This is a genomic window from Coprococcus comes ATCC 27758, assembly GCF_025149785.1.
GTDB classification, from domain to species: Bacteria; Bacillota; Clostridia; order Lachnospirales; family Lachnospiraceae; genus Allocoprococcus; species Allocoprococcus comes.
Map to the genome: position 1 here is coordinate 2,687,588 of NZ_CP102277.1, position 23,889 is coordinate 2,711,476.

The 23,889-nt window shown below is 44.1% G+C and carries 14 protein-coding genes; 2 read left to right on the forward strand and 12 right to left on the reverse strand.

Annotated features, from left to right (window positions below):
- Window positions 1-4: 4 nt before the first annotated feature.
- From NQ556_RS13220 to NQ556_RS13235, 4 genes are all read right to left on the reverse strand, one after another.
- The gene (locus NQ556_RS13220) at window positions 5-2,746 is read right to left on the reverse strand and encodes a family 78 glycoside hydrolase catalytic domain (RefSeq protein WP_008369896.1); all 2,742 of its coding nucleotides are present in this window, start codon (window positions 2,744-2,746) and stop codon (window positions 5-7) included.
- A gap of 148 nt (window positions 2,747-2,894) precedes the next feature.
- Window positions 2,895-4,322, reverse strand: coding sequence for an MFS transporter (locus tag NQ556_RS13225; protein ID WP_008369894.1), 1,428 nt, complete (start codon window positions 4,320-4,322; stop codon window positions 2,895-2,897).
- A gap of 91 nt (window positions 4,323-4,413) precedes the next feature.
- Window positions 4,414-6,750 carry a GH36-type glycosyl hydrolase domain-containing protein gene (locus NQ556_RS13230; protein ID WP_008369893.1) on the reverse strand — a complete coding sequence of 779 codons (2,337 nt, stop codon included), beginning with the start codon at window positions 6,748-6,750 and terminating at the stop codon, window positions 4,414-4,416.
- A 62-nt stretch (window positions 6,751-6,812) separates the two neighbouring features.
- On the reverse strand, window positions 6,813-9,245 hold the full coding sequence (locus NQ556_RS13235) for a hypothetical protein (protein WP_243272595.1): 2,433 nt from the start codon (window positions 9,243-9,245) through the stop codon (window positions 6,813-6,815).
- A 165-nt stretch (window positions 9,246-9,410) separates the two neighbouring features.
- Here NQ556_RS13235 and NQ556_RS13240 point away from each other — a divergent pair, with 165 nt between their 5' ends.
- Window positions 9,411-10,613 carry a helix-turn-helix domain-containing protein gene (locus NQ556_RS13240; protein WP_008369890.1) on the forward strand — a complete coding sequence of 401 codons (1,203 nt, stop codon included), beginning with the start codon at window positions 9,411-9,413 and terminating at the stop codon, window positions 10,611-10,613.
- Here the strand turns inward: NQ556_RS13240 and NQ556_RS13245 are convergent.
- From NQ556_RS13245 to NQ556_RS13270, 6 genes are all read right to left on the reverse strand, one after another.
- Complete coding sequence (locus NQ556_RS13245) at window positions 10,605-13,028, reverse strand: glycoside hydrolase family 3 N-terminal domain-containing protein (RefSeq protein ID WP_195488412.1); 2,424 nt, start codon at window positions 13,026-13,028, stop codon at window positions 10,605-10,607. The two genes, NQ556_RS13240 and NQ556_RS13245, sit on opposite strands and share 9 nt — an antisense overlap.
- 206 nt (window positions 13,029-13,234) lie before the next feature.
- Window positions 13,235-13,462: a PDDEXK family nuclease gene (locus NQ556_RS16745; protein WP_008369883.1), complete on the reverse strand. Its 228-nt coding sequence runs from the start codon at window positions 13,460-13,462 to the stop codon at window positions 13,235-13,237.
- A gap of 238 nt (window positions 13,463-13,700) precedes the next feature.
- Window positions 13,701-15,263 (reverse strand): recombinase family protein, encoded by a 1,563-nt coding sequence (locus NQ556_RS13255; protein WP_055303504.1) that lies wholly within the window; start codon window positions 15,261-15,263, stop codon window positions 13,701-13,703.
- Window positions 15,256-16,911, reverse strand: coding sequence for a recombinase family protein (locus NQ556_RS13260; protein ID WP_008369877.1), 1,656 nt, complete (start codon window positions 16,909-16,911; stop codon window positions 15,256-15,258). The genes NQ556_RS13255 and NQ556_RS13260 overlap by 8 nt, the downstream gene beginning before the upstream one ends.
- A complete protein-coding gene (locus NQ556_RS13265; protein WP_008369875.1) occupies window positions 16,912-18,585 on the reverse strand; it encodes a recombinase family protein in 1,674 nt (557 codons plus the stop codon).
- A gap of 113 nt (window positions 18,586-18,698) precedes the next feature.
- On the reverse strand, window positions 18,699-18,944 hold the full coding sequence (locus NQ556_RS13270) for a DUF6870 family protein (RefSeq protein WP_008369874.1): 246 nt from the start codon (window positions 18,942-18,944) through the stop codon (window positions 18,699-18,701).
- A gap of 644 nt (window positions 18,945-19,588) precedes the next feature.
- Here NQ556_RS13270 and NQ556_RS13275 point away from each other — a divergent pair.
- Complete coding sequence (locus tag NQ556_RS13275; RefSeq protein ID WP_008369868.1) at window positions 19,589-20,164, forward strand: helix-turn-helix domain-containing protein; 576 nt, start codon at window positions 19,589-19,591, stop codon at window positions 20,162-20,164.
- A gap of 203 nt (window positions 20,165-20,367) precedes the next feature.
- Here the strand turns inward: NQ556_RS13275 and NQ556_RS13280 are convergent, their stop codons facing one another.
- Together NQ556_RS13280 and NQ556_RS13285 are read right to left on the reverse strand one after the other, a co-directional pair.
- Window positions 20,368-22,107 (reverse strand): ABC transporter ATP-binding protein, encoded by a 1,740-nt coding sequence (locus tag NQ556_RS13280; RefSeq protein WP_005333791.1) that lies wholly within the window; start codon window positions 22,105-22,107, stop codon window positions 20,368-20,370.
- A gap of 1 nt (window position 22,108) precedes the next feature.
- Window positions 22,109-23,863, reverse strand: coding sequence for an ABC transporter ATP-binding protein (locus tag NQ556_RS13285; RefSeq protein WP_008369865.1), 1,755 nt, complete (start codon window positions 23,861-23,863; stop codon window positions 22,109-22,111).
- Between the last annotated feature and the right edge of the window lie 26 nt (window positions 23,864-23,889).

Consider the following 23,889-nt stretch of genomic DNA (forward strand, 5'->3'; position numbering starts at 1 on the left):
CCTTTTACATCTGCGCATTCAATTCTTTTAGTACGGCTTCATAAACCGCTTTTACCTCTGGGGCAGAGCTGATTCCTTCAGCCAGAGTCATTTGCCTTGCATACTCGATCATTGGATTGTGTACAAGCTCCGGCAGCATCTCTTCCATCATCTTCATGCCAAGAGGTTCGTCCAGAATCTCTCCCAGTGTACTGTCCAAAGTGAATTTCAGCTCTTTTAAACTTGTGTTTGTGTCATATTCATACACATATGTTCCCGATCCCACCTCAAAGGATTCCTCTTTTTCCGGCAGGAACAGCTCCGCCCTCGTATTGGCAGGTACGCTGACCTCCACACGGATCTTTCCATTGCGGCAGCTCCAACAGGAAACAATCTTTCCGTAAGGAGACTCCAGCTCTGTCCTTACCTCTTCGATTCCCCTTACAAACATCGGTTTTACATAAAATCTCCTGTATCCGGCTTTCGTCTGGTTTATACCGCCGATTTTCCGATACATCCAATCGCCGATCGCTCCATTTGCATAGTGGTTCATAGAATTAAGCCCCGGATCTTGCATGGTGCCGTCCGGCAGGACGGCGTCCCACCTCTCCCAAAGCGTCGTCGCGCCCTTATTCACAGCATACAGCCATGATGGCAGATCCTCTCTCACAAACAGGAGTCCGGCCGTATCATGCGCTTTGTTCTCAGACAAGGCATGACATAAATACGGCGTCCCTACAAATCCTGTGGTCAAATGATTCTGATGATCTTCTATATTGCTCACCAGCATTTGTACAATATTTTCCCTATCCTTTTCATATGCCAGGTTAAAATAGAGAGACAGCGCGCATGCAGTCTGAGTCTCGCTGACGATCCTGCCTCTTGCGGTGTAATATTCTTTCCTGAAAGAGTCCAGCGTCTTTTCATGGAGCACTTCATAATATGCCGCCTCTTCATATTTTCCCAGCACATGAGCCGTCTTTGCCACAAGCTCTGTGACGTATATATAGTAAGCGTTTGCCACAAAGTAAACATCTGTAGCTCCAACGCTTTTATCTCCCATCTCACGATCCAGTGCCAGCCAGTCACCATACTGGTAATTGGTCATCCACAGCCCGTTTTCATTTACATGATTGTGAATATAATCTACCCACTCGTGCATACATTTCCATGATTCTTCTAAAATACGTGTGTCTCCATACGTCTGGTAGACTACCCATGGTATAATCACTGCCGCATCGCTCCACGCCGCGGAACTGTAAGTTCCCTGTATGTCCGGTACTATATGAGGCACTCCCCGTTCCAGTGAAGACGCCGCCGATATATCCCTCATCCATTTTGTAAAAAACAGAGCCGTCTCCCGGTTGAACGCTGCTGTCCATGAGAATACCTGCGCATCTCCCATCCATCCAAGCCGCTCATCCCTTTGAGGACAGTCGGAGGGGATATCAAAGAAATTATCACGCAGACTCCAGGAAATATTGCTCTGAAGCTGGTTCACTTTTTCATTGGAACATCGGAACTCTCCGGTCTTTCTCATGTCCGAATGCGTTACGCAGGCTGTAAACATCTCAGGTCGGGGATTCTCTATTCCCTCCACGGCAGCATACCGGAAACCATGAAATGTAAAGTGGGGCATCAAAACCTGTTCTTCCCCGTTTAGGATATAGGTGTCCTCGGATTTTGCCGTCCGCAGAGTGTCCGGGTAAAATACACCGTCCTGATCCAGAGTCTCCGCATGGCGGACAGTGATTTTCTGGCCTTTTTCTCCCCGGATTCTGATTTCTACAAGACCTGTAAGGTTCTGGCCGAAATCTACAAGTATATTCCCTTTGGAATCCGTGAAAACCCTCTTTGCCTTCAAGCGCTCAGTCACCCGCACCGGTTCATTTAGCTGCGGCGTCAATACAGTCGGATGAAATACGACTTCTGGCACGGCAGATACTTTTCCCTCTCTGATATTAGGGGCATTTGTATCAATTGTCTCTCCCATGTAAATCTCACTGTAACGAATCTGGCCGGTACGCACATGCCATGTCTCATCCGTAGTAATTACCTCTTCTGTCCCGTCTGTATAACGCACATGAAGCTCTGCCCAAACAGCAGTCCGATCCCCATACCGGTCCGGCTTACAGTCAAAGCTGAGAATCCCTTTATACCAGCCGTTGCCCACGGTCAATTCCAGGACATTTTCCTGTCCTGTCCCTTGCAGCCTGTCTGTCACATCATAATATTGATACTGCAAAATCTTATGGTAATTTGTCCAGCCGGGTGCCATGTAATAATCTTCTACCCTTTTTCCGTTCAGGGTAATTTCATAGACACCAAGCGCCGTGGCGTAAAGGCAGGCAGATGACACTTCCTTGTCCGGAGAAAATTTCCGGAAGAATACCGGACAAGCCATCTCCTCAGGAGGGAAATCATGCGTAATCATCTTGGCCTGAAAATCTCCGGTATCAAAAATACCTGTTGTAAAAGCTGTTTCTGCTTTTGCTCTATTTCCATAATTGTCCCAGATTTCGAGAGAAACCTGATACTCCTGTTCTCTGGTAAGCGCTTGTCCGGCATAAGGAACCAGCACAGACTGATCACTCTCAATCTTTCCACTGTCCCAGAAGCATTTTTCTGCACTGCTCACAATCAAATGCCATGCTGTCTGCACCACATTGTTGTCACCTGATGCGATCTTCCATGAAAAGCGGGGAATCTTCACAGCCAGTCCTTTGGGCTGTTCCCTGTATTCTATCCTGAAATCATAAATTTTCATTCTTGTCTTCTCCTTCCTGCCTGTCCATTCCCCTATTACTATTTTCCGCCTATAACTCAAGCCGGCGCTCCGATTCCGACGGAAGCGCCGGCTCTCATAATTACAATGTTTCTTTCAGCTTTGCCTGCTTCTTAATAATATCTGTTTCTTATTTTTCAATGGTCTTTCCTGCTCTGCGCGCAGCGATTTCCTCGCGCATCTTCGGCAGTTTTTCTTCCAGATCGAATTTCAGGAAGATTACAAACATCACAAGGTTGATCACAACCGGAAGATAATTTGAGACTCCATAGATGGAATATCTCATGGATGTACTTGCGACTTCCAGCGTGGCATCATATGCACCGATTGCCAGGAACGCCGACAGTACTGCTGCACCAAGGCCATTTCCAACCTTACTGCCAAAGCCGATTGCTCCGCCCGACATTGCCACCAGCTTCTTATCATATTTCCACTCATTGTAATCAATGGTCATAGATGTCAGCACGCCATACAGACTCATCATCGGAATCTGTACAAAGCTGCCTAACAGACCGGTCACCACACAAACTGTAAAGTTCGTCGGTATAAAGCAGCGAATGCCTGCGAGTATCGCCGCTCCTAAGAGCCCGATGGAGATTGTCCTCTTGATTCCAAGTCCGGCAATAATCGGCTTGGATAAGATGAATCCCACTACGGTAGCCAACATACCTGCTGCTCCGATTATTCCGACCAGATTATCATTTCCGAAAATCCATTTACAGTAGTATATACTGCCAGATGCCGTGATACCGCTCGTAACACTTGTGATCAAGTTAAAGAGCAGGATGATCACCCAGTATTTATTCTTCAGAAGCATTGTCATTGCTTCTTTGAAAGGAACCGGCTCTTCCTCTTCTTCAGCAGCTCCCTCGGTTTCTTCTTCGTAATCACATGCAAATTTGGCTTTGCGGCCGTTATGGCAGCAGATTGCAAACAGGACAAATACCAGTACACCAAGTACCACGCCGTATTTGATCCATGCGGACTGTGTGCCGCCCAGCATATTTGTCACCGGGATCGTGAGAATGGAGATCAGCATTCCAGCGCCATAATTGGCAACCGCACGGAACAGCCCGATACTTCCTCTCTCGCTCAAGCTTCTGCTTCGTACAGTCATAACTGCTGAAAACGGGGTCGCAATAAAGGTATAAAGACCTGCGGACAATACCAGATTCGTAATCAGCGCGTAGATTACGCCCGGAATCTGTCCTGCCTGAATCGGTACGGTAAACATCAGAACCATAATCAGGGCTGCCGGAATAATCTGCGGCAGGATCCATCTGAAATACTTATGGTCACCTCCTTTTGAATGATCGATAAAATTCCCCGCAATCACATCCGAGAATGCATCAATCACCTTTGAGATTGCCAATACAATACCAACACTTCCGACAGCCAGTCCTACCTTGTCCGTGTAGAAATAATTGAGCTGTCCGACCAGATTCGCCATCAGCCCTAATGCGAGCTGTCCGCCGAAATCTGCCAGATAATCTCTTTTGCGCATTACGCGCCTTGCGCCCTGCTTGTCGTAACGGGGTGCGTTTTTGTCTTTTGCCATCTTTCCTCTCCTCCTGTATCATTGATGATAGGTTTACTATACTGTTTTTCTATAGATGATTATTGTAAAATAATTTACAAAATTGTAAGTTTCATCCTCGTTTTATTAAAACTTCTATCCTATGCTGCTTAGCATCCTGATAGTCTGGTATCAGCCCGGAATCGCAGATTGAACCGTCAGCATAAACCTCGGCTTTTCCATTCTTAATATGTTCGGGATTGCGGATGATAATATGATAATCCGCACCTCTGAAGTATCTCGTCACTTCTGCCTCTTCCCATTCTTCAGGAAAGCAGGGACTGATCCTAAGCCCTTCATAATCCCGTTTCACACCCAGAATACCTTCATACAGCCCCATCATGCACCATGCGGAAGTTCCTGTTGTCCATGACTGATAGGATTTCCCGTAATATCCCGGGTTCGTGGAATAGCAGTTGGTAAATACATAAGGTTCTGCCCCGGACTTCGCCGACGGGTTCTCTTTGCTGTCAGGCATAATCTTTTTCAGCGTTTTCAGTGCCTTTTCCCCTCTGCCTGTACAGCAGTCCATGAGGATCTTAAAGCCAGTAGCATGACAGTACACTCCACCGTTCTCAAAAAGTCCCGGCAGCATACCGGACATCCTTCCCACATGGGCATCATACTCCGGGTACGGCGGCAGATTTAATGGGAAGCCAAAATCCTGCTCCATACTGTCCACAGCTTCCAACACGTAGGCCAGCCTTTCTCTGTCCGCGACTCCTGCCAGTACAGCCCATGTTTGTGCGTTCAAATAGATTTTGCTTCCGGCGCTGTCCTGCGTTCCTACGTTTCCCTTGCTGCTTAAGGCCCTCGCATACCATTTTCCATCCCATGCATAGCGGTTGATATCTTCCTTCAGCTGTTCATATTCCTTCTCCAGAAATCCGGCATATTGTGTATCACCCGCATACTCCATCATTCTCTTTAATTCTCTCAGAGCCAGACAGAACTGGTGGGACAGCATCACAGACTCTGCCTCCGGATCATCCGTAATATTTAAGGCGTCATTCCAGTCGGCGAAATAAATCTTCACCAAACCATGCTCCCCTTTATCAAGAATTAAGCGATTAATCGCAGCCTTTACATGTTCCAGCACGGATGCTTTGCCGCCGTCCTGCCATTCAATCTCCGTATCAAGAATTGACAGATCTCCCGTCTCCTTGAGCAGTTCGCACACCGCCCAGATGATCCAGAATGGTTGGTCTGAATAACGCGTATCATCATAGGGATACCATGTAAGCACTCCGTGCCCGTCCTGAAACTGATGGCGCAGACATTCCAGGATTTCTTCTTTTGCTTTCTCCTGACGGTAATTCAACAGCGCTACAGAAATCTGCAGGTTGTCACGGACACCTTTCTTTCCTACGATACAGAAATCTGCCTGCTTTTTTACCCAGTTGTTCATCATATGATTAATCTTCTGGTCCGGTGTTTTCACAGACAAAGAGCTAATCTTCTCATAGTTATACGCCTCCGCCTCTGCGAACTCCCGTTCTGTGGATTCTGCATCTGCATACCGCTTTACTGCACTGCATGCCTCTTCACAGGAAGAGCTGATCCCGAATACCACCTGAATCTCTTTCTCCTCTCCCGGCATCAGCGTGATCTTATGCTGCAGCACCCCGCCAAGAATGAACAGCGAGGCTTCGGAATTTGTACAGTCTTTTCCATTCACGACAATATCTGGTCTCTGGAACAGGGCGCAGGTCGATGCATCCGGAAGTGTCAGTGTACTTATGGAACCGCAGAACTTCGTCAGGTCACCGTCCCATGCATAAACCGGCTCGGATGAAGCCAGAAACCCATGATACAGTTCATGGGGTGCGAAGGGATGGTCGGAATCACAGTAGATTCCGTTCAGTTCCCGTTTGAATTCTGTCTTCATGCAGCGGTACATTTCGTAGTATCTGGGATAAGAGAAGCCTTCCAGATAGAAACTGACCGCAGAGAACATGCTTAACCTTTTCTCTTGCTCTGCTGTATTGCGAAGTTTCAGTGTCCACACCTCATGAAACCCTTTCTTGGGCACGAAAATCCTCCAGGATTCCTCGATTCCGTTTTTCCTTGAGCAAATCTGTGTGTGCCCGATACTATGTGTACAGCAGTAGTCTTCCACCTCTGTGTTAAGCGACCCCTTCCCGATATTCCAGCATGTTCCGTCTGCATCATCTCTTAAATATACGTATCTGGCATCATCCCGGTTGATCATACACATATCTGCTTTTTCGCTCAGATAATAACTGCGCCCGTGTCCTACCTGTGATATCTGAGCGCAGTAGCGGTCTTCATTCCACAGGTAATTATACCAATAACGCGGTGTTTCCGCATGATAGATCCGGCAGCCGTTCCCGTCCGGTGCGAACTCATACAATCCATTTTGTGCACTTTTCTTTAACTCAGAATTCATCTTTCTTTCAATCTCCTGTTTTATTATTTTGTAATCTCAAAGCACTCCCTTGGAAACTATGCTTATTCACCGACCACAAGTCTGTACTGGATGCCCGGAACAGAACCGTCCATTGCAAACCGTATTTCATCTCCTGTTTTTTCTCCATTCATTTCGGCAATTACTTCCCCGATCGGATTTAACACCTCCAGTTTCGCATTCTCCGCTTTCACACGGATGCAGCCTTCCAGTGTCTCTGCGTACAGTTTGCCTTTGAACTCCACAGCGGCAAACGGAATCCCCATCAGCTCCGGTCCTTTGCCAAATGTTGTCTCGTCCATACCGGTTGTCCCCATTGCCGTCAAAATATATTCTGACGCGCCATCCATCTTAATTTCATCTTTTGCGATCAGAGCCAGTGTAATCCTTTCGTTTTCCGCCTCCACACAGATCTTGTCAGAAAGGGAAATCTCTTCTTCCGGCGCGCCGCTGAAATAGCCGCAGTAAGGTGTGTGGATAGAGAAGCGTGCGTGATCCGGGTCAAAAACGATTTCTTTTGTGTCTGAAATCAGCCTTCCTTCCACATAGCCGGTATCTTCCGGCAGAATACCCCACTCTTTCATCGCACTGTCCATGATTTCGGCAAACGTCCGGTAATCTCCGTTGCCCGATGTCTCTCTGATCCGGTCGAACACAAGTGCTTTTTCTCCAAGATGCACTCCCGGCTGAATCTCTTTCGTGTCTTTCGCAGCATTTTCCAGACGGTTTTCTTCTTTATAACACCGGAACGCATCCCTGTACTCAGACCATGCATAATATACTCCATGTTCCGCATCTGAGAGATCAGCTCCGTTTAAGAACCCGGCATTTACCGCTATGTCCGCATTGCCCTGATACTTGTCTCCTCCGTCCAGAAATACATTGCGCATGGACGTGATATACGGGAAAAATGTAGTCGGCATAGCGTGGAAAAGAGGCAGCGTTTTCAGGTCATTCTGTGTGTAGACCACATCCACGCAGTTCTTTGCCACGGATACAAGCCCCTTCAGGAAAACAGAGGCCATGAATCCCCACTGACAGATTACTGCCGGATCGTTATATACATCGAAAACATTCAGTATCTCATCTGCCGGCTGGTCATCCCAGTTCTCGGAGGTATGGTGATTATAAAGAATCAGTCCGTCCCAGTCGTTTAAGCAGGCATATGCTGCCATCTGCACAAACGCCGTGGAATGGAAAGGATGCTCCCCATACTCGTTCCACTCGCTGAGCATAAAAGGTTTTCCTTTCACAATCGCCAGTGATCCCAGACTTAAAAGGGTTGTTGCCGCTGATCCCGCGCCGGTCTGCATGGTCAGAGGATTCGTAGAGACATATTCCATGGGGCCGGCCACCAGGTATGTATTATTCTCTACCGGAAGGAGAGGATGGTTAAAATAGCTGTTATTCTCCATCAGGTCGCCGTCTGTATGCCCATACACATCCGCTGCCCCGGCAATTAAATTGCTGGTAACGACAGGAACTTTTGCCCCGAGGAAATGGATATAGTCTTTCATATCCTGATAGAACTTCCGGTTCATATAGATGCCGAACTCCATAAAGTCGGCATATCTTGCCGGTCCTTCCGGTGCATCCCACTCTCCTTCCGGGTCGCTGACCGGCTGGTAGAAACTGCCTTCAATCCCCCGGACGGTTCCCCGAGCCGGATCTTCTTCCTCCCCCAGTGCGCAGCAACCGTCCTTTGTCCACGCTTCTTCCAGATGCTCCCGTGTGTGGTACTTCATCAGCAGGAAGTCGTTAAAGCGCTCCTGTACTTCTGCCCGGTAGGATTTCATCTCTTCCCCTGCATCGTCGCCCATATTCCCCTTGATAGCAGTGTCCTCGTTGTTGATTTGGATTGTCACTACCGCCGGATCATCGATAAGCGCCAGTCCCGTATAGGGATTCACATGGCAGAGTAGCTCCTTTGCATACTCTTTCTGGAGTTCAATCATCCGCTGGTTGTACAGACAGTACCGTTTGATACAGGAGGGTGCACCGCCCGGATACTCCATGCCGTCTCCCTCTTCAAACTTTCTCGCTACAATCAGGTCTATATGGAGATAGATGCCCTTCTCTTTCAGCTTCGCCGCAAAGTAATCGAACCGGTCCAACCCATCCGGGTTGAATTTCCTGCTGGTACCGGATGCATAGTCCAGAAGAGGTGCTTCCTTGCAGCTGCTCCAGCTTCCCGGCTCCTCTCCCACAGGGGCGTCCGCCGCATGGAGACGGATGATGTTCACTCCCATGCTGGCGAACCGTTCCGCCATTCTGTCCGCCGTCTCATGATCCGGCGTATTGGAACGCGCCGCCACATTGAATCCTAAAAACCGCGCTCTCGTACCATCTTCAAAATAAAGATGCCCCTTTTTCGCTTCGACAAACCCATGTTTTCCCGCAGGCGCATCCAGCAGATGAGAGTAATTGAGGACTCCCGTATTCGGTTCTGCCTTGTGTATCCTGATTCGTTGTTTCATTCTGATCTTCCTCCTATCTCTTCCAGCTCCTGCTACCTTATCATTTTTCTTGCACAGCAACCTTTCTGATGTCAGACTATCACATGGCAATTTATAAATATTGTAATATTCTTTTAATTATTGTAAAATAGAATATATAATTTTAGTTTAAGGAGAGAATGACCTATGGAAACAGATTATCTATCTATGTGTAAGAATTTTTATGCGGCGACAAAAATCCCGGTCACATTACTGAAAGGCAAATATGCAGTCTATACTTCTTTTAATGATATCACCGGCACATCTCCTGCATACTACCGTGAGGATCTCTTTCCCATGAGCGATCATAATCCGACCTTTTGCAGTGATTCTCCGGATATCGGCTACGGACGCCTTTTAATCGAGAATACCAACTATAATCTGATTCTCGGCCCGGTATTCAACGTTCCTGTCACCGAAGAACTAATTCGCTATTCCTCCAGAGAGAGTGGAGTCTCTTTAGAGAACAGGGAACAGTACGCAGAATTGCTCTATGCAATCCCCCTGCTTGGTCAGGCACAGTTTGCCAATTATCTGGTATTTCTCCATCAGTGCATCAACCACAAGACTGTCCCCGCAGAACAGCTCTTTCTGGAAAATGACAAGCTCACACTGGAGCGCTTTAACCAACAGACGGATCAAATGGTAGAAGATAAGGAAGAAGGAAATGTTCATAACACCTACTATTTTGAACTGGAATTGTATCAGATAATCAAGAATGGGAATACAGACGCCCTGAAGAAATTTCTCTCTGCCACCCGTGCTCCCCTCAAGGAAGGGAAGATGGCAGGCGCACCCTTGCGGCATGCCAAAAACCTCTTTATCAGCGCTGTAGTAAAAGCCGGTATCATGGGTGCAATCCCGGGCGGTGTGGATATCGAAAAAACATACCAGCTCATAGACTATTACATTCAAGAGTGTGAACAGCTGCGCACAATTGAGAAAATCAATCAGCTCCAGTATGTCATGCTTCTGGATTTCTGTCAGCGTGCCGGAGAAACACGTATCCCGGAAGGTATCTCCCCGGATGTCTATCAATGTATGACCTATATCCGGAACCACACAAATGAGCCTATCTCTGTAGAAGCTGCCGCCGCTCATACAGGGCGCAGTGCCTCTTATATGATGAAACACTTTAAAGGTGAACTCGGCATCCGGATGGGCGCTTACATTATGCGCTGCAAGCTGGAAGAAGCAAAAAGTCTTCTGACCTACAGCGAAAAAAGTCTGGCTGAAATCAGCAGCTATCTCTGCTTTTCCAGCCAGTCCTATTTTCAGAATGTATTCAAAAAGCAATACGGTATCACACCGCTCCAGTACCGGAAACAGACAAAAGGCCGGTCAAACTGAAGCGCCTGCGAGTTCCACAGCCATCCGGCAGATCCGGGTGGCATTTTTTATCAATTCCTCTCTTGTAATATGACCGTTCTTGAGAGCTGCCGTAAGGTTATCAATTTCCTGCTGGCTTCCCGGCATAAAAAGATTATTTCCTGCGAGAGCCACCTTGTATGCCTCGGGTGCAGGATATTTCGCATCAGCACTTAATATATCAGAGGATGTTACCCAGTCTGTCATTACAATGCCGTCAAATTCAAATTCACAGCGGAGCACATCCTCAAGAAGTTCTCTATGCTCAGATGTATGCTTCCCGTTTAACAGATTATAAGATGTCATCAGGGCTTTAGGCTGTGCCAGACGAACACAGATTTCAAACCCTTTTAGATAGATTTCCCTCAGCGCACGTTCACTGACTATACTGTTATTGTTATACCGGTTTGTCTCCTGATTATTCGCCGCAAAATGCTTGATGGTAACCCCACATCCGGGATGGCTCTGCACCCCTTTCGTAAGTGCTGCCGCGAATACGCCGCTTATCAGCGGGTCTTCTGAAAAATATTCATAATTCCTGCCGCATCGTATGGATCGATGGATGTTAAGAGCTGGAGCCAGCCACAGATGAATGCCAAACCGCTCCATTTCGCTTCCTACGATATCCCCGCAGCGTTCTGCAAGCAATGGATTCCAGCTTTGGGCGATCGCGGTACCGATGGGAATTGCCGTCGCATACTGCTCAAAGATCTCACTGTCCTCTCCGGGCTGCGGAATCATGCTGTTCATATATGCGCGCTCATCCTCGGTCAGAAGATTCTGCATTGTCTCCGGCATTGTACTCCCCAGACTATGTATTCCATTCTCATCCCGGAAGCACTTTTGAGAAAGCCGCAGTCCTGCCGGTCCGTCTGCCATAACGATCACGGGGATTTCTCCCACTTTTGCCGTCTCGCCTGCCGCGCCTGCAACCGACATAGAAGCATTCCCGATGATGCCTGTCACTCCTCCTGCAACGAAAGCACCCACATTCAGGCTAATCAGTTCCTCATCGGAAAGTCCCTCCATCTCCGGCATTGGCTCATCTTTATGCTCATAGACTACTTTCAATATATCCACGCTGGAAATATCTGCTTCCAAAGATTGTATCTTTTTTCCTACTCTGTCCTTTCTCTTTCTTTCCGGCTTCCAGTCTGTGAAATCCGGTTTTCCAAAACAGTTTTTTACTGATTTTATACCCAAAGTTTCCTGTACTGATATGACACCGCAGACTTCCGTATCTCTGCTGCTGTTTCCCATTCGGAGGCTATATTCCCCTTGTTCCAGAATCCATGCCGCCTGTTCTTCGTCGTAAGATGCCAGATCCGTCAGTAAGAATGAAAGTTCAACTGTCTGTTTCTCCCCCGGTTTTAATTCTTCTGTCTTTTTCCATGAAGCCAGAGTCTGATAAGGCTGATCCAGCTTTCCTTCCGGCGCAGAGACGTATAACTGTACAACCTCTTTCCCACAGAAATCACCTGTATTTTCCACTTCTGCGCTTATTTCGGCAGTCATTTCATCCAGTTTCAGACCCTTAAAACGGACTTCAAAATTCGTATAAGACACACCGTATCCAAACGGAAACAGTACCTCTTTCCCCACGCTGTCAAAATAGCGGTATCCCACATAAATTCCTTCCTGATACCGGGTATCATCCTGTTCTCCAAATGACGCAAAATCCGGATAATCCTTCCATTTTGTCCATGTAGTTGTCAATTTGCCGGAGGGATATGTTTTCCCAAGAACAAGATCCGCAAGAGCGCTTCCTGTCTGCACTCCAAGCTGCGACAGAATCAGGATATTCTCCACTTCCATGACAGGTGAAAGATCTACCGGGCCTCCTACGTTCAGAACCAGCATAAATCTTCTGTACTGCCGTTTCAACTCAAGGATTGTCCGTCTCTCGCTTTCTGTCAGGAAAATATCGCCTTCCCTTGCTTCCCTGTCATTTCCCTCTCCTGATATCCTTGCAAGGACATAAATGGCTGTCTCACCTTTTACATTCAGTGGCAGATCATATTCCGGCTCCGGCATGACAGCTCCCATCCCTTCGATTACGGGATGTGTATGATGCTCCTGCGCCCTTCTTCGGATTTCTTCTGTGAAACCAGCCTGCGCTTTGTCATATATTTCGTCATAGGCATCAAGCCAGTCTCTGGAAACGATTTCAAATCCTGCTTTCTGAAATCCATCCTCTACTGTCTCAAAGAATCGGGAATTCACCTCTCCAGACCCAGTTCCTCCTTTTACCGTCTTACGCACACCGTTACCATACAGTGCAATCTTTCCCGGCTTGCCAAGGGGGAAATCGCCGTTCTTTTTGAGAAGTACTGTACACTCAGGAAGAAGCGGCCGAAGTATATCCAGATGCTCCTGTTCGTATTTCTGAAGTTCCATAAAGCATGCTCTCCTTTCTGCAAAAGTTCATTTACTGCAGGTATTTTATCAAGAGTACTCTAGGGAATCTTTCAAAATAGTGGATAGAATTGTAAATTAATATCTATAAAAGTCAAAATTTTACTTTTTGTGTGGAAAAGCAAATCCATGCGGAATTTTACATTTATAAGAAGTATTCTGCAATATCTTTTATATTACAGAGAATACTATTTAGTAAAAACAAGCTTTAGTGTACCCGGGACCAAAAATTCCCTGCACCTGCCTGTATTCTTTACATGAACCGTTTCCACCTGCCCATTGATTTCCACATGTGCAATAAACCGATTGGGACGGTCTATGAAACGACCCTCTGTGATATGTTCGTACTTCATTTTTTCTGCTTGACCACGCTTTCTATTTTTTCTTTGTTCCTCTTTACACACTGTATATACCATAGCATGTTTTCCTTATATCTACAACATTCTCACTTTGGGAAACTATTCTCCAGGCACAGTGCCCCCGAGGATGTCAAGTCATTGCTACAAACTTTTTTGCCACTTTTTCCTCGATTTTTCCCATAAAACCGTTGTTTTGGAACAGAGGACGTTATATTGTTGTCACAAAATCAGCAGGGAGGATGTAACGTCATTGCTACAAGTTCAGTAGTAGTGGACGTTACATTATTGCTACAAATCAAGCCAGTGATTTCCATTCCACCTCCACTCTCCCATCATCATACACATATATCCCCTGCACATATTCTTCCAGCATCTCTCGTGTCAGCTTTTCATAGCCTAAATACATCAACATCTGCTCCACCGGAACATTCTTTTTCATCAGGATTTCTTTCTCACCGTTTATCAGTTCTTCCAACTCCTGTATACGTTTCTGCAATCGTTCTCTTTCTTCTTCCAACTGCTTCTTGGCTTCCATGAACTGTTTCTGGTTCATCTGTCCCTCGTGATACTTCTCATAGTTCTGACGGTTCTGAAGCTTTATCTGCTCCTGACGTTTTTCACAGTCCGTACTTTCCAGCTCATAGGCTTCTATGCTGTCCGTATGCTGTTTTCTCATAGATTGCTGCATCTGTTCCTGGCTGATATTCTGACGTAAATATGCCTTAATTTCTGCCAGCACGATATGCTCTAGCATTTTGTTATCAGCTTTTCCGGCAAAGCATCCTGTATCTTCTTTTCCTTTACTGTAAGCACAGCTATAAAGGATATGACCATGAACCGGACTGCTTGAAGTCAGGCTTCTGCGACAATTTCCGCATTTCACATAGCCACCTAACAATGTTGTTTCCCTGTCGAATTTGCTTTTCTTGGTGTATCTGATCTGCAAGGACTGTGCTTTTTCAAAAATTTCTTTTGATACGATCGGCTCGTGATGATTTTCCATCACTTTCCACTGATTTCTCGGTACCGGTACTTCTTTCCCTGTTCCGGGATCTGAAATTTTTGTCTTTCCATAGACCATACAGCCTATATAAGTTTTATCATCCACAATCTTCCGTATCATATCACTCGTCCACTGCAGTCCTCTTGATGCAGCTTTCTTGCTGTCTGATTTCTGTCGTCTGCTCATGGACTGCAAGGGAGTCAGTACCCCCTCTTCATTAAATAACCGACAAATCTCCATCTTGGAATACCGCTGATTTGTCAGTTCAAATACTCTGCGAATCACTTCTGCTTCGTCCTCTACAATCACCAGTTCTTTCTTATTTTCAGGATTGATTCGATACCCATAAGGTGCAGATCCACAGCAATACTCACCTTTTCCTCGTCTGGTACTGACTGCCGATTTTACCTTTACAGACTGGTCTTTCACATAAAAATCTGCGATCAGTCCTTTAAACTGTACTTCGATGTCGGAACTCTTTCCTATATAATCTTTAGAATCATATCGGTCTGAGATAGAAATAAATCGTACTCCCAGGAATGGAAAAATCTGTTCCAGATAAGTTCCCATCTCAATATAGTTTCTGGCAAAACGTGAAAAATCTTTTACCACAATACACTGCACTTTATTCTCCCTAGCAAGTTCCAGAACCTGCTTAATTGCCGGACGCTCCATACTGGAACCAGAATATCCATCGTCGTAGAACTCCTGAAATGGCATAGAAGCCAGTTCCGGGATATTGGAAATATAATCTTTTACCAGTTTTCTCTGATTGATAATGCTGTTACTTTCTCCCTCTGAATCATCTTCCATGGAAAGACGGTAATATCCAATAATCAGTTTCTGATCACTCATGTTCTACCGCCCCCTTAAACCCGAAGTTGATTTCCAGTCTGCCATCACCATACAGATACATACTTTCAATCAAGCCCTCCGCAAGTTCCGCATTGATTCTGGTTGTCCCATCCAGTTCCAACAGACTTCGTAAAAATCTGGCTTCTTTTTTCTGTTGTTTTTCCAGCTTTCGTATGGTCTGCTCCAGAGACTTCTTTCTCTCTTCACAAAACTCTTTCCAGTTATTACGGTCATCTTTCATTTCTATATAGGCTTCTTTGGAAAATTCACCCTCTTTATATTTCATAAACGCCTGTGCCAGTTTTTCTGAACGTCTTTCCATATCTGCATCCAATTTTCTGATCTCAGTTTGAATCTCATTGATTTTGGAAAGAAATACCGCACTGCTTATAGCAGACATATCCTTTTTCCGCAATCCAGATAACTGAAACTGTCTGGTTAGCTCCGAACGGACAATTTTCTGCAGCTTCTCTTCGGAAATAGATTTGTGACTACATTTTCTTTCATCCCGATACCAGGCAGCATTGCAAAAGTAATACACATTGCCTCTGTATCTACGTGTACACATTTTCCGCTTACAATCACCACAATAGAATACATTGTAAAATGCTCTTTCATCATCTTCCCACCCTGCAGTAGTTTTTGTTGCTTTCTGTTGTGCTGCTTTTAGCCTGACCTGTGCTTTTTCAAACAATTCTCTGCTAATAATTGGCTCATGGGCATTTGGCGTAATAATCCACTGGCTCTCGTCCAATATGTCACACCATTTTTCACCTCTTTGAAATCTGGATTCATATTTTCTCTGAACCAGATCGCCATAATAATTATTCCGGTTCAGCACTGCACGTATCGAAGAATTTCCCCACTGATGAAGGTTCTCTCCGTCCTGACAGTACACATGATGATATTGGTTATAATCTGAAATCCGATGTACCCTATCCTCAAACAGCCTGTCAATAATGCTCTGTACGCCATCTCCCGAAGCATATTCTTCAAAAATCCTGCGGACAATCTTTGCAGCTTCCGGTTCCACCATCAACTTATAAATTCCATTTATCTTTTCCACACAATATCCATATGGAGCTGTAGATCCCACATACTCACCATTTTTCTGTGCAATACGTTTCGCTGCCCGTTCTTTTGCGGAAATGTCTTTCGCATAAGCATCATTCACCAGATTCTTGATATTCATGGATAATTCCTGATTCTTGGCATCCGGTGCAAATGAATCATAGTTGTCACATACAGAAATAAACCGCACTTTCATAAAAGGAAGAATCTTTTCCAGATAGTTGCCAGTTTCGATATAATTTCTTCCAAATCGTGAGAAATCCTTTACCAGAATACAGTTTATTTTACCTTCCCTGACATCATTCATCATCCGTTCAAATCCCGGTCTGTCAAAATTTGTTCCGGTTTTTCCCAGATCAGAATAAATGTTATATACAGCAATTTCATACTCTCTGTTCGGATTTTCATTGTGCTTCTGAATGAACTCTTTTATCAGCGTAACCTGTGTTTCAATAGGTTCTGACTTTTTTTCATCACTGTCTACGGATAATCTGACATAAATTGCAGCCATACATACCGGAATCCCAAGAACTTTCTTCTCTGTGTTTTTCTTATATCTTTTTGCTGTCCTTGCCATTTATCCCACCTCTTTCCTGCACTCTGTCCGGTGTTCCGCATAAAACCGTCTTATGACTTTCATTTTCTCAATCATATCCTGATAACGGATATGAATTTTGATCTGTTTGTTTTCATAAATATAGATTTTATCTACAGTCAGTGCCAGCAATGTGCGATCCAGTTCTTTGATTTCCAGTGATTTCTTCCAGTCCTCCAACTGAACAGTTGCAGACACTCCACCCTCAAACATTTGCTTTACCAGTTTTTTCTGGTTTTCAATCATCTGCTCCAGTTCTTCACATTTTCTTCCGTAACTTTCCCGAAAATCATCGAACTCCTCTTTGCTGATCAATCCCTCTTTCAAGTCATCACCCAAAGATGCTTTCAGGCTGTAATAACGGTTATATTCTTCCTGCAACTTACTAATCTGCGTATCATAACCGATTACCTGATCGTAACTGACTTTCATTTCACAAAGTTCTTCCATAATCATCTGATAGTCTACGAAAAGTGCCGTATATGCCTGAATCTCTTTCAATACAATCCTTTTCAGCACCTCTTCCGGAATACTGTGTCTGGTGCAATCTCCACCTTTATTTTTTGTCTGGCAAATATAAAAGGCTTTTTTCTTTCCCTTATACTGATTTACCCTGCGTATCATCGGTGTATGGCAATCTCCGCAAAATACAAAACCCGAAAAAAAGTTTGCACTGTCCGATGTTTTCGATGCCCTGCCATCATACTGAAGTAGCTTCTGCACCACATCAAAATCATTCTGCCTGATTATTGCCGGATGCGTATTTTCTACTTTCACCCACTCTGATTCTGGCTTATCCAGACGTTGCTTTACCTTATAGCTGATTCGTTCCTGCTTGCCTTGCACCATGTTTCCAATGTAAACCTCGTTGGTCAGAATCCTTTTAATCTGCACTGCCGACCATTTCGGTGTGTCTGAGCTGTGAAATCCAGAATTGTAATTCTCGCCATTTGCCTTTTTATATTCTTTTGGCGACTGCACATGACGTACATTCAGTTTTTCTGCGATTGCTCCAAGACTGAATCCATCAATTTTCCACGAAAATATTTTTCTTACAATATCTGATGCATAAGAATCAATCACCAGACAATTCTTATTCTCTGGATCTTTGCAGTAACCATACGGGGCAAACGCTCCAATAAATTCACCTTTTTCACGTTTGATTTTCTGGTGGCTTCGCACTTTACCGGAAATGTCCCGACAATAGCTTTCATTTACGAAATTTTTGATTGGAACTACAAATGACTTCTCTGAAAAATCTGCTGTTTTACTGTCAAACTGGTCTGTAACTGAAATAAAACGCACATTTAAAGCCGGGTAGGTCTTTTCGATCCATCGCCCGGCTTCTATATATTCTCTTCCGAATCTGGATAAGTCTTTTACAATCACGCAATTTACTTTTCCAGCTTCTATATCAGTTGTCATTCGTTTAAACTCAGGTCGATCAAAATTTCCTCCTGAGTATCCGTCATCCACATATATATCAAAGATCTGAATATCCGGCTGGCTTTTTACAAAGCTCCGAAGTAACTCTCTCTGATTTGCAATGCTGTTGCTCTCTGACTTCGCACCGCCCTCTTCCATATCATCTTTCGATAATCGAAGATACAATGCAGCATCGTATATATCTGGCATATTCATTTGCATCTGTTCCATTTTACATCGCTCCCAACTTACTTATTCCATTGAATTTGAAGTCAGAAACCATGTATCACGTTCATTTTCCCTGACCTCACATTAACATAACATCTGTACCTTTGCAAGACATTTTAATACATCAACTCCGTCCTTTTTCTCAGATAATCACTAATGGCATCTGTGGCATCCATTTCTCCTGTCATCTCCACAACCACTACATATCCTTCATTCATGTGAGCATACGGCTGATCGCCGGATTTATCCAGAAAAGTTTCCACTTTCTCAGAAATAGCTTTATCCATATCAGGAATTAAATCTTCAATGTCCTTTAACTGCTCCAGATCAACACTAGAATCTATTACCGACTGATTCACCATGATGCTCACCTCTTTTCCAACATATTCTTTGTATCAGTTGTCCTATACCTACAATTTTCTCAATCACATCACCTTACCTTTCACATTTTGTTCTCAAATTTTATCTATTACTATGGCATTGCATATTCTGTTCGGCGTGTTGGCTTCCATTTGTATAACCCGTTGTCAACGTCACAGTCAACCTCTATCAGAGTATTTCTGAATACTGCCAGCTTCTTCGCAAGCCTACCAGTCGTTTCCGGAGTATCTTCGACGCTCGCCCATAAAATCATTTACAGGGTTATGGCATCTGTGAGATCAGATTATACAGCTCATGTAATTTTCAAGGTACAAAAGAGTTTTTTTGAATATCCTTTCACTTATTACAGCCTGGAAACACCAAAATGTTGTTCACTTCAAAAAAATCCTCTCACTAATAAAGCCTGACAGAAGGATTTTACCAACCTCATTTTGCAATAATTTGCAAAAAGTATTTATCCTCATCTGTACATTCGCTTTCATGCGAACCTTTATCGTACTGTTATTTTAATTCGCATTCATGCGAATGTCAAGTGTTTTGTTCGCTTCAATGCGAATCTTTCTGTTTACATTCACTGTTTTTGGTAGTAAAATGGATTTATCAAAAAGAAAGTGGGAAATCTGATATGACAATCGGTGATAAAATAAAAAAAATCCGGACATTCCGGAATATGACACAGGCAGAACTTGGTGCTGCCCTCGGTTGGGGCGATAAAGGTGCAAATCGTCTTGCCCAATATGAAACGAATTACCGGGTTCCCCGCAAAGATCTGGTAACTGAAATGGCTAAGATTCTGGACGTAAACCCACTGACACTACATGAGCCAACCACGATGGACGCCTCTGAACTGATGGAAATTCTGTTCTGGATTGATGAATTTAACCCAGCAGCTATTAATCTCTTTCAGTTAGAAACCTATCCGGGTAAAAAATGCAATTCCAGTGAGGGTACCGCTGTCCGTTATCATGATTCTGATAACTGGCCGGCTCATCCACCTGTTGGTATGTGGTTCAATTATGGAGTTCTCAATGATTTTATGAAAGAATGGCTTCTCAGAAAAGAAGAATTGAAATCCGGTAAAATTACCAGAGATGAGTATTTTGAGTGGAAAATTAACTGGCCACAGACCTGTGATGGGTGTGGGAAATATGAGCCGAAAAGGCAATGGCGATCTGCAAATGCAGAACTTAGTGAAACTTAGCAAAACTTAAATTTATTATGTTTTTTCTCTTTAACCAAAGAAAAAAGCACTGAAAACCATCAGTCCAACGGTTTTCAGTGCTTTTTTCATATTGCTCTATTGAATTTTCCTCATTCCACCTATACAAGTGAAACTTAGAGAAACTTAAATTAAATCTCTTTCAGACAATTCAATTTGGATATTCACCAACTGTGGATTATTTCTCAGTGGGCCAGTTTCCAGCTTACTGCCTGCTGCCTTGCATCCACAAATCTCTTATAAATGCCTTCCTGCTTCATTAGTTGCTCATGTGTTCCCTGCTGTACAATTCTTCCTTTGTCAACAACCACAATCTGGTCTGCATGTCTGACCGTTTTTAATCTGTGGGCAATCATAATAATCGTTTTTTCCTTTGTAAGTGCATCTACTGCATCCATCAGCTCCTTTTCATTCTCTGGATCAACATTTGCCGTTGCTTCATCCAATATGACGATTGGCGCATCCTTCATAATCGCTCTGGCTATCGAAATACGCTGTTTCTCACCGCCGGAAAGTGTGGCTCCACCTTCTCCAATCACTGTGTCGTACCCATCCGGAAGTTTGCTGATAAAATCATGACAGCACGCTTTCTTCGCCGCTTCCACCACTTCCTCATGACTTGCATCCTGACGTCCGAATTTAATATTATTCTCAATGGTGTCTGCGAACAAATACACCGACTGAAATACAAATGAAAAATTACGCATCAGACTGTTCATGCTGTAGTCTTTTACATTCACACCTCCAAGTGTCACTTCCCCGGAATCCACATCCCAGAACCTGGCAATCAGATTGCAAAGTGTTGATTTTCCTCCACCAGATGGTCCAACGATTGCTGTCGTCGTTTTCTGCGGAATAGAGAGCGATATATCATCAATGATCTTCCGTTTGTCATAAGAAAACGAAACATTAGAAAGTCTAATATCGTAATTTTCCGGCTGTATTTCTTTACCGTCGATATCCATGGTATCCAGCTCCAATATTGCATTTGCTTTATCTACACATACGCTTACCACATGTAAAAGAGATGAATAATTTCCTGCACATTCCAGACTGGCATAAAGCATAAATGCTGAGATTGTCATACCAATTGCATAGACCGCACTCATAGTTCCATTAATATAAAAATATGCACTGCATGCTACGATTACTGCACCTGTGGTTTTTGTTATGACGCTTTGCAGAAAATGATAAGGGACAAACAACATCTCCATCTTTGTATTAATCTTTTCGCATGCTTCATTTGCATCATTTAATCTTTTTGCCTGTTTTCCAAGCAGGTTGTATGATTTTACTTCTGATATTCCCTGCAGATACTCCATGATCTGATTTACAAGCTCTGTATCGCATACCACTTTTTGCTCTGAATCGTTTTTCCCTGCATTCTGCATCACAGCATTTACACCAAAGAAAATAAGCACTCCTGCTGCAGCTGTCAGTCCAATTCTCCAGTCAAAAAGAAACAGCATAAGAATGATCATGGATGTTTCCAGAATTCCCTGCATGGTCAGCATAACCACTCTCGCAGCTACATCGCCAAGTGTTTCCATTGTATTCGTCGTAATAGAAGAAATTTCCCCGATGCTGTTGGCATTAAAATATCCCATCGGCAGATAGCGCAGATGCTCTGCAATCTTGATTCTCATAAAAGCACTCGCATTATATCCTCCTTCTGTCTGAAGCACTGTAGAGTATCTCTTACAGATGACATCAACTACAATTGCAATCACCATGATCGCAATTGAACCACCAATATATTTTCCTATTGGTTTTCCACTCATCAAACCAATCAATATGTACATAATAGCCGGTATCTTCATTGCTGAAGCGAGAGCCTCTATAAGTCCGATCACTATCGACAGTTTAAATTTATTACCATTTTCCCTACCTGAAAAACGAAAGAATTTTGCCAGAATTCCAAACATATCATTCTCCCTCCTTCACCGTATCTTTTACAGAAATATGGGCATCCCACATTTCCTTATAAAGCGGGCATAACATCAGTAGTTCCTCATGTGTACCATGTGCTGTTACATTTCCATCATTTACGACAAAGATCTGATCACTGTCCTTAACGGTAGAAAGCCTGTGTGCGATTACGATCAGTGTCTTCCCTGCTACCAGTTTTGCAATAGAATTCTGCAGAATCGCCTCATTTTCCGGATCCGTATAAGCAGTTGCCTCATCAAGAATTACAATCGGAGCATCCTTCAGCATTGCCCTTGCAATGGAGATACGCTGCCTCTCTCCTCCTGACAGATGTCCTCCTGCACCTCCTACAACCGTATCAAATCCGTTCTCAAGCTGCATGATAAATTCATAGCATCCGCTTTTCTTTGTCACCTCGATGATCTGTTCATCTGTAGCCTCCGGATTTCCCTGTCTAATATTTTCACGTACCGTTTCATTGAACAGATAATTATCCTGTGCAACATATGCAATTTTCCGATTAAAATCTGCAAGCGACATTTCTTTGACATCAACTCCACCGATTTTAATACTTCCGGAATCCACATCCCACAAGGACGCAATCAGCTTTGCGATGGTTGACTTTCCGCTTCCGGAAGGTCCTACGATTGCATTTACCGTTCCTGCTTTTAGCTCCATAGTTACTCCATGCAGAATCTCTTTGTCGTGATAACCAAACCTGACATTTTCAAGTGTAACGGAGTTATCTTTTGGAACACTTTTACTTTTCTCTGGACGTTCAAGCTCCGGCTGTTCCAGAATTCCTGCCACTTCACCAACAATCACTCCGATCTTGCCAAGATCATCTGTATAGGAACCCACTGTGATCAACGGTCCAACGATTCCAAGTGATAAAATAATGCAGATGACAAAATCTGAAATCGCAAGTGTTCCATTGGCTACATAATGTGCCCCAAACGGCAATACCGTAAGAAGCGTATAAGGTGTGACCACCATCATCAGTCCATGAAAGATCGAGCACCGTTTCATCCAGGAAATAAAGGAATCTGCATATTCAAAAGCCGCCTTTGTAAATTTGGCATAAGAACTTTCTGTCTTTCCAAATGCCTTGATCACTTCGATTCCGTCAATATATTCCACTGCCGCATCATTCAGATCTTTTGTTGTCTGAACCGTTCTCTCGAAGCTTGGTTTATAATCCAGCATCATTCCAAAATAGGAAAGAAATCCCACTATAACCGGCACCAATGACCAGAGTGCCAGTCTCCAGTCTGTCAGGAAGAAATAAATCAAAATCACAATCGGTGCCAGCAGATTGGACGTGAATTCCGGGACAATATGCGCCAGTGTTGTCTCGATACTGTCGATTCTTTCCACCATAATATTTTTAAATGTACCGGAAGGTGTGTCTTTCACATAGCCAAGAGGTACCCGCGCCAGCTTGTCACAGCAGGATTTTCTTATATTTGCAAGTACTGCAAACGTTGCTTTATGTGACAATGCTGTCGAAAGTGAATGAAGCAGTTCTGCAATGATAAACGATAATGCAATCAGAACCGCTTTTGCAAGATATATTTCAAACTCCTTTTCACCATTTAAAAACAGCTTTACTATATCTGCAATAATAAAATACGGCAAAATCTTAAAAATCACATTTCCGATTGCAAGTAACACACTCCATACATAGGCAATTCTTTTTTGTCCGGCCCATGTCAGGATCCAGCTGATTGCCGACTTCTTTTTTTCTTTCACATTCGTTCACTCCTTACTTTGGTTTT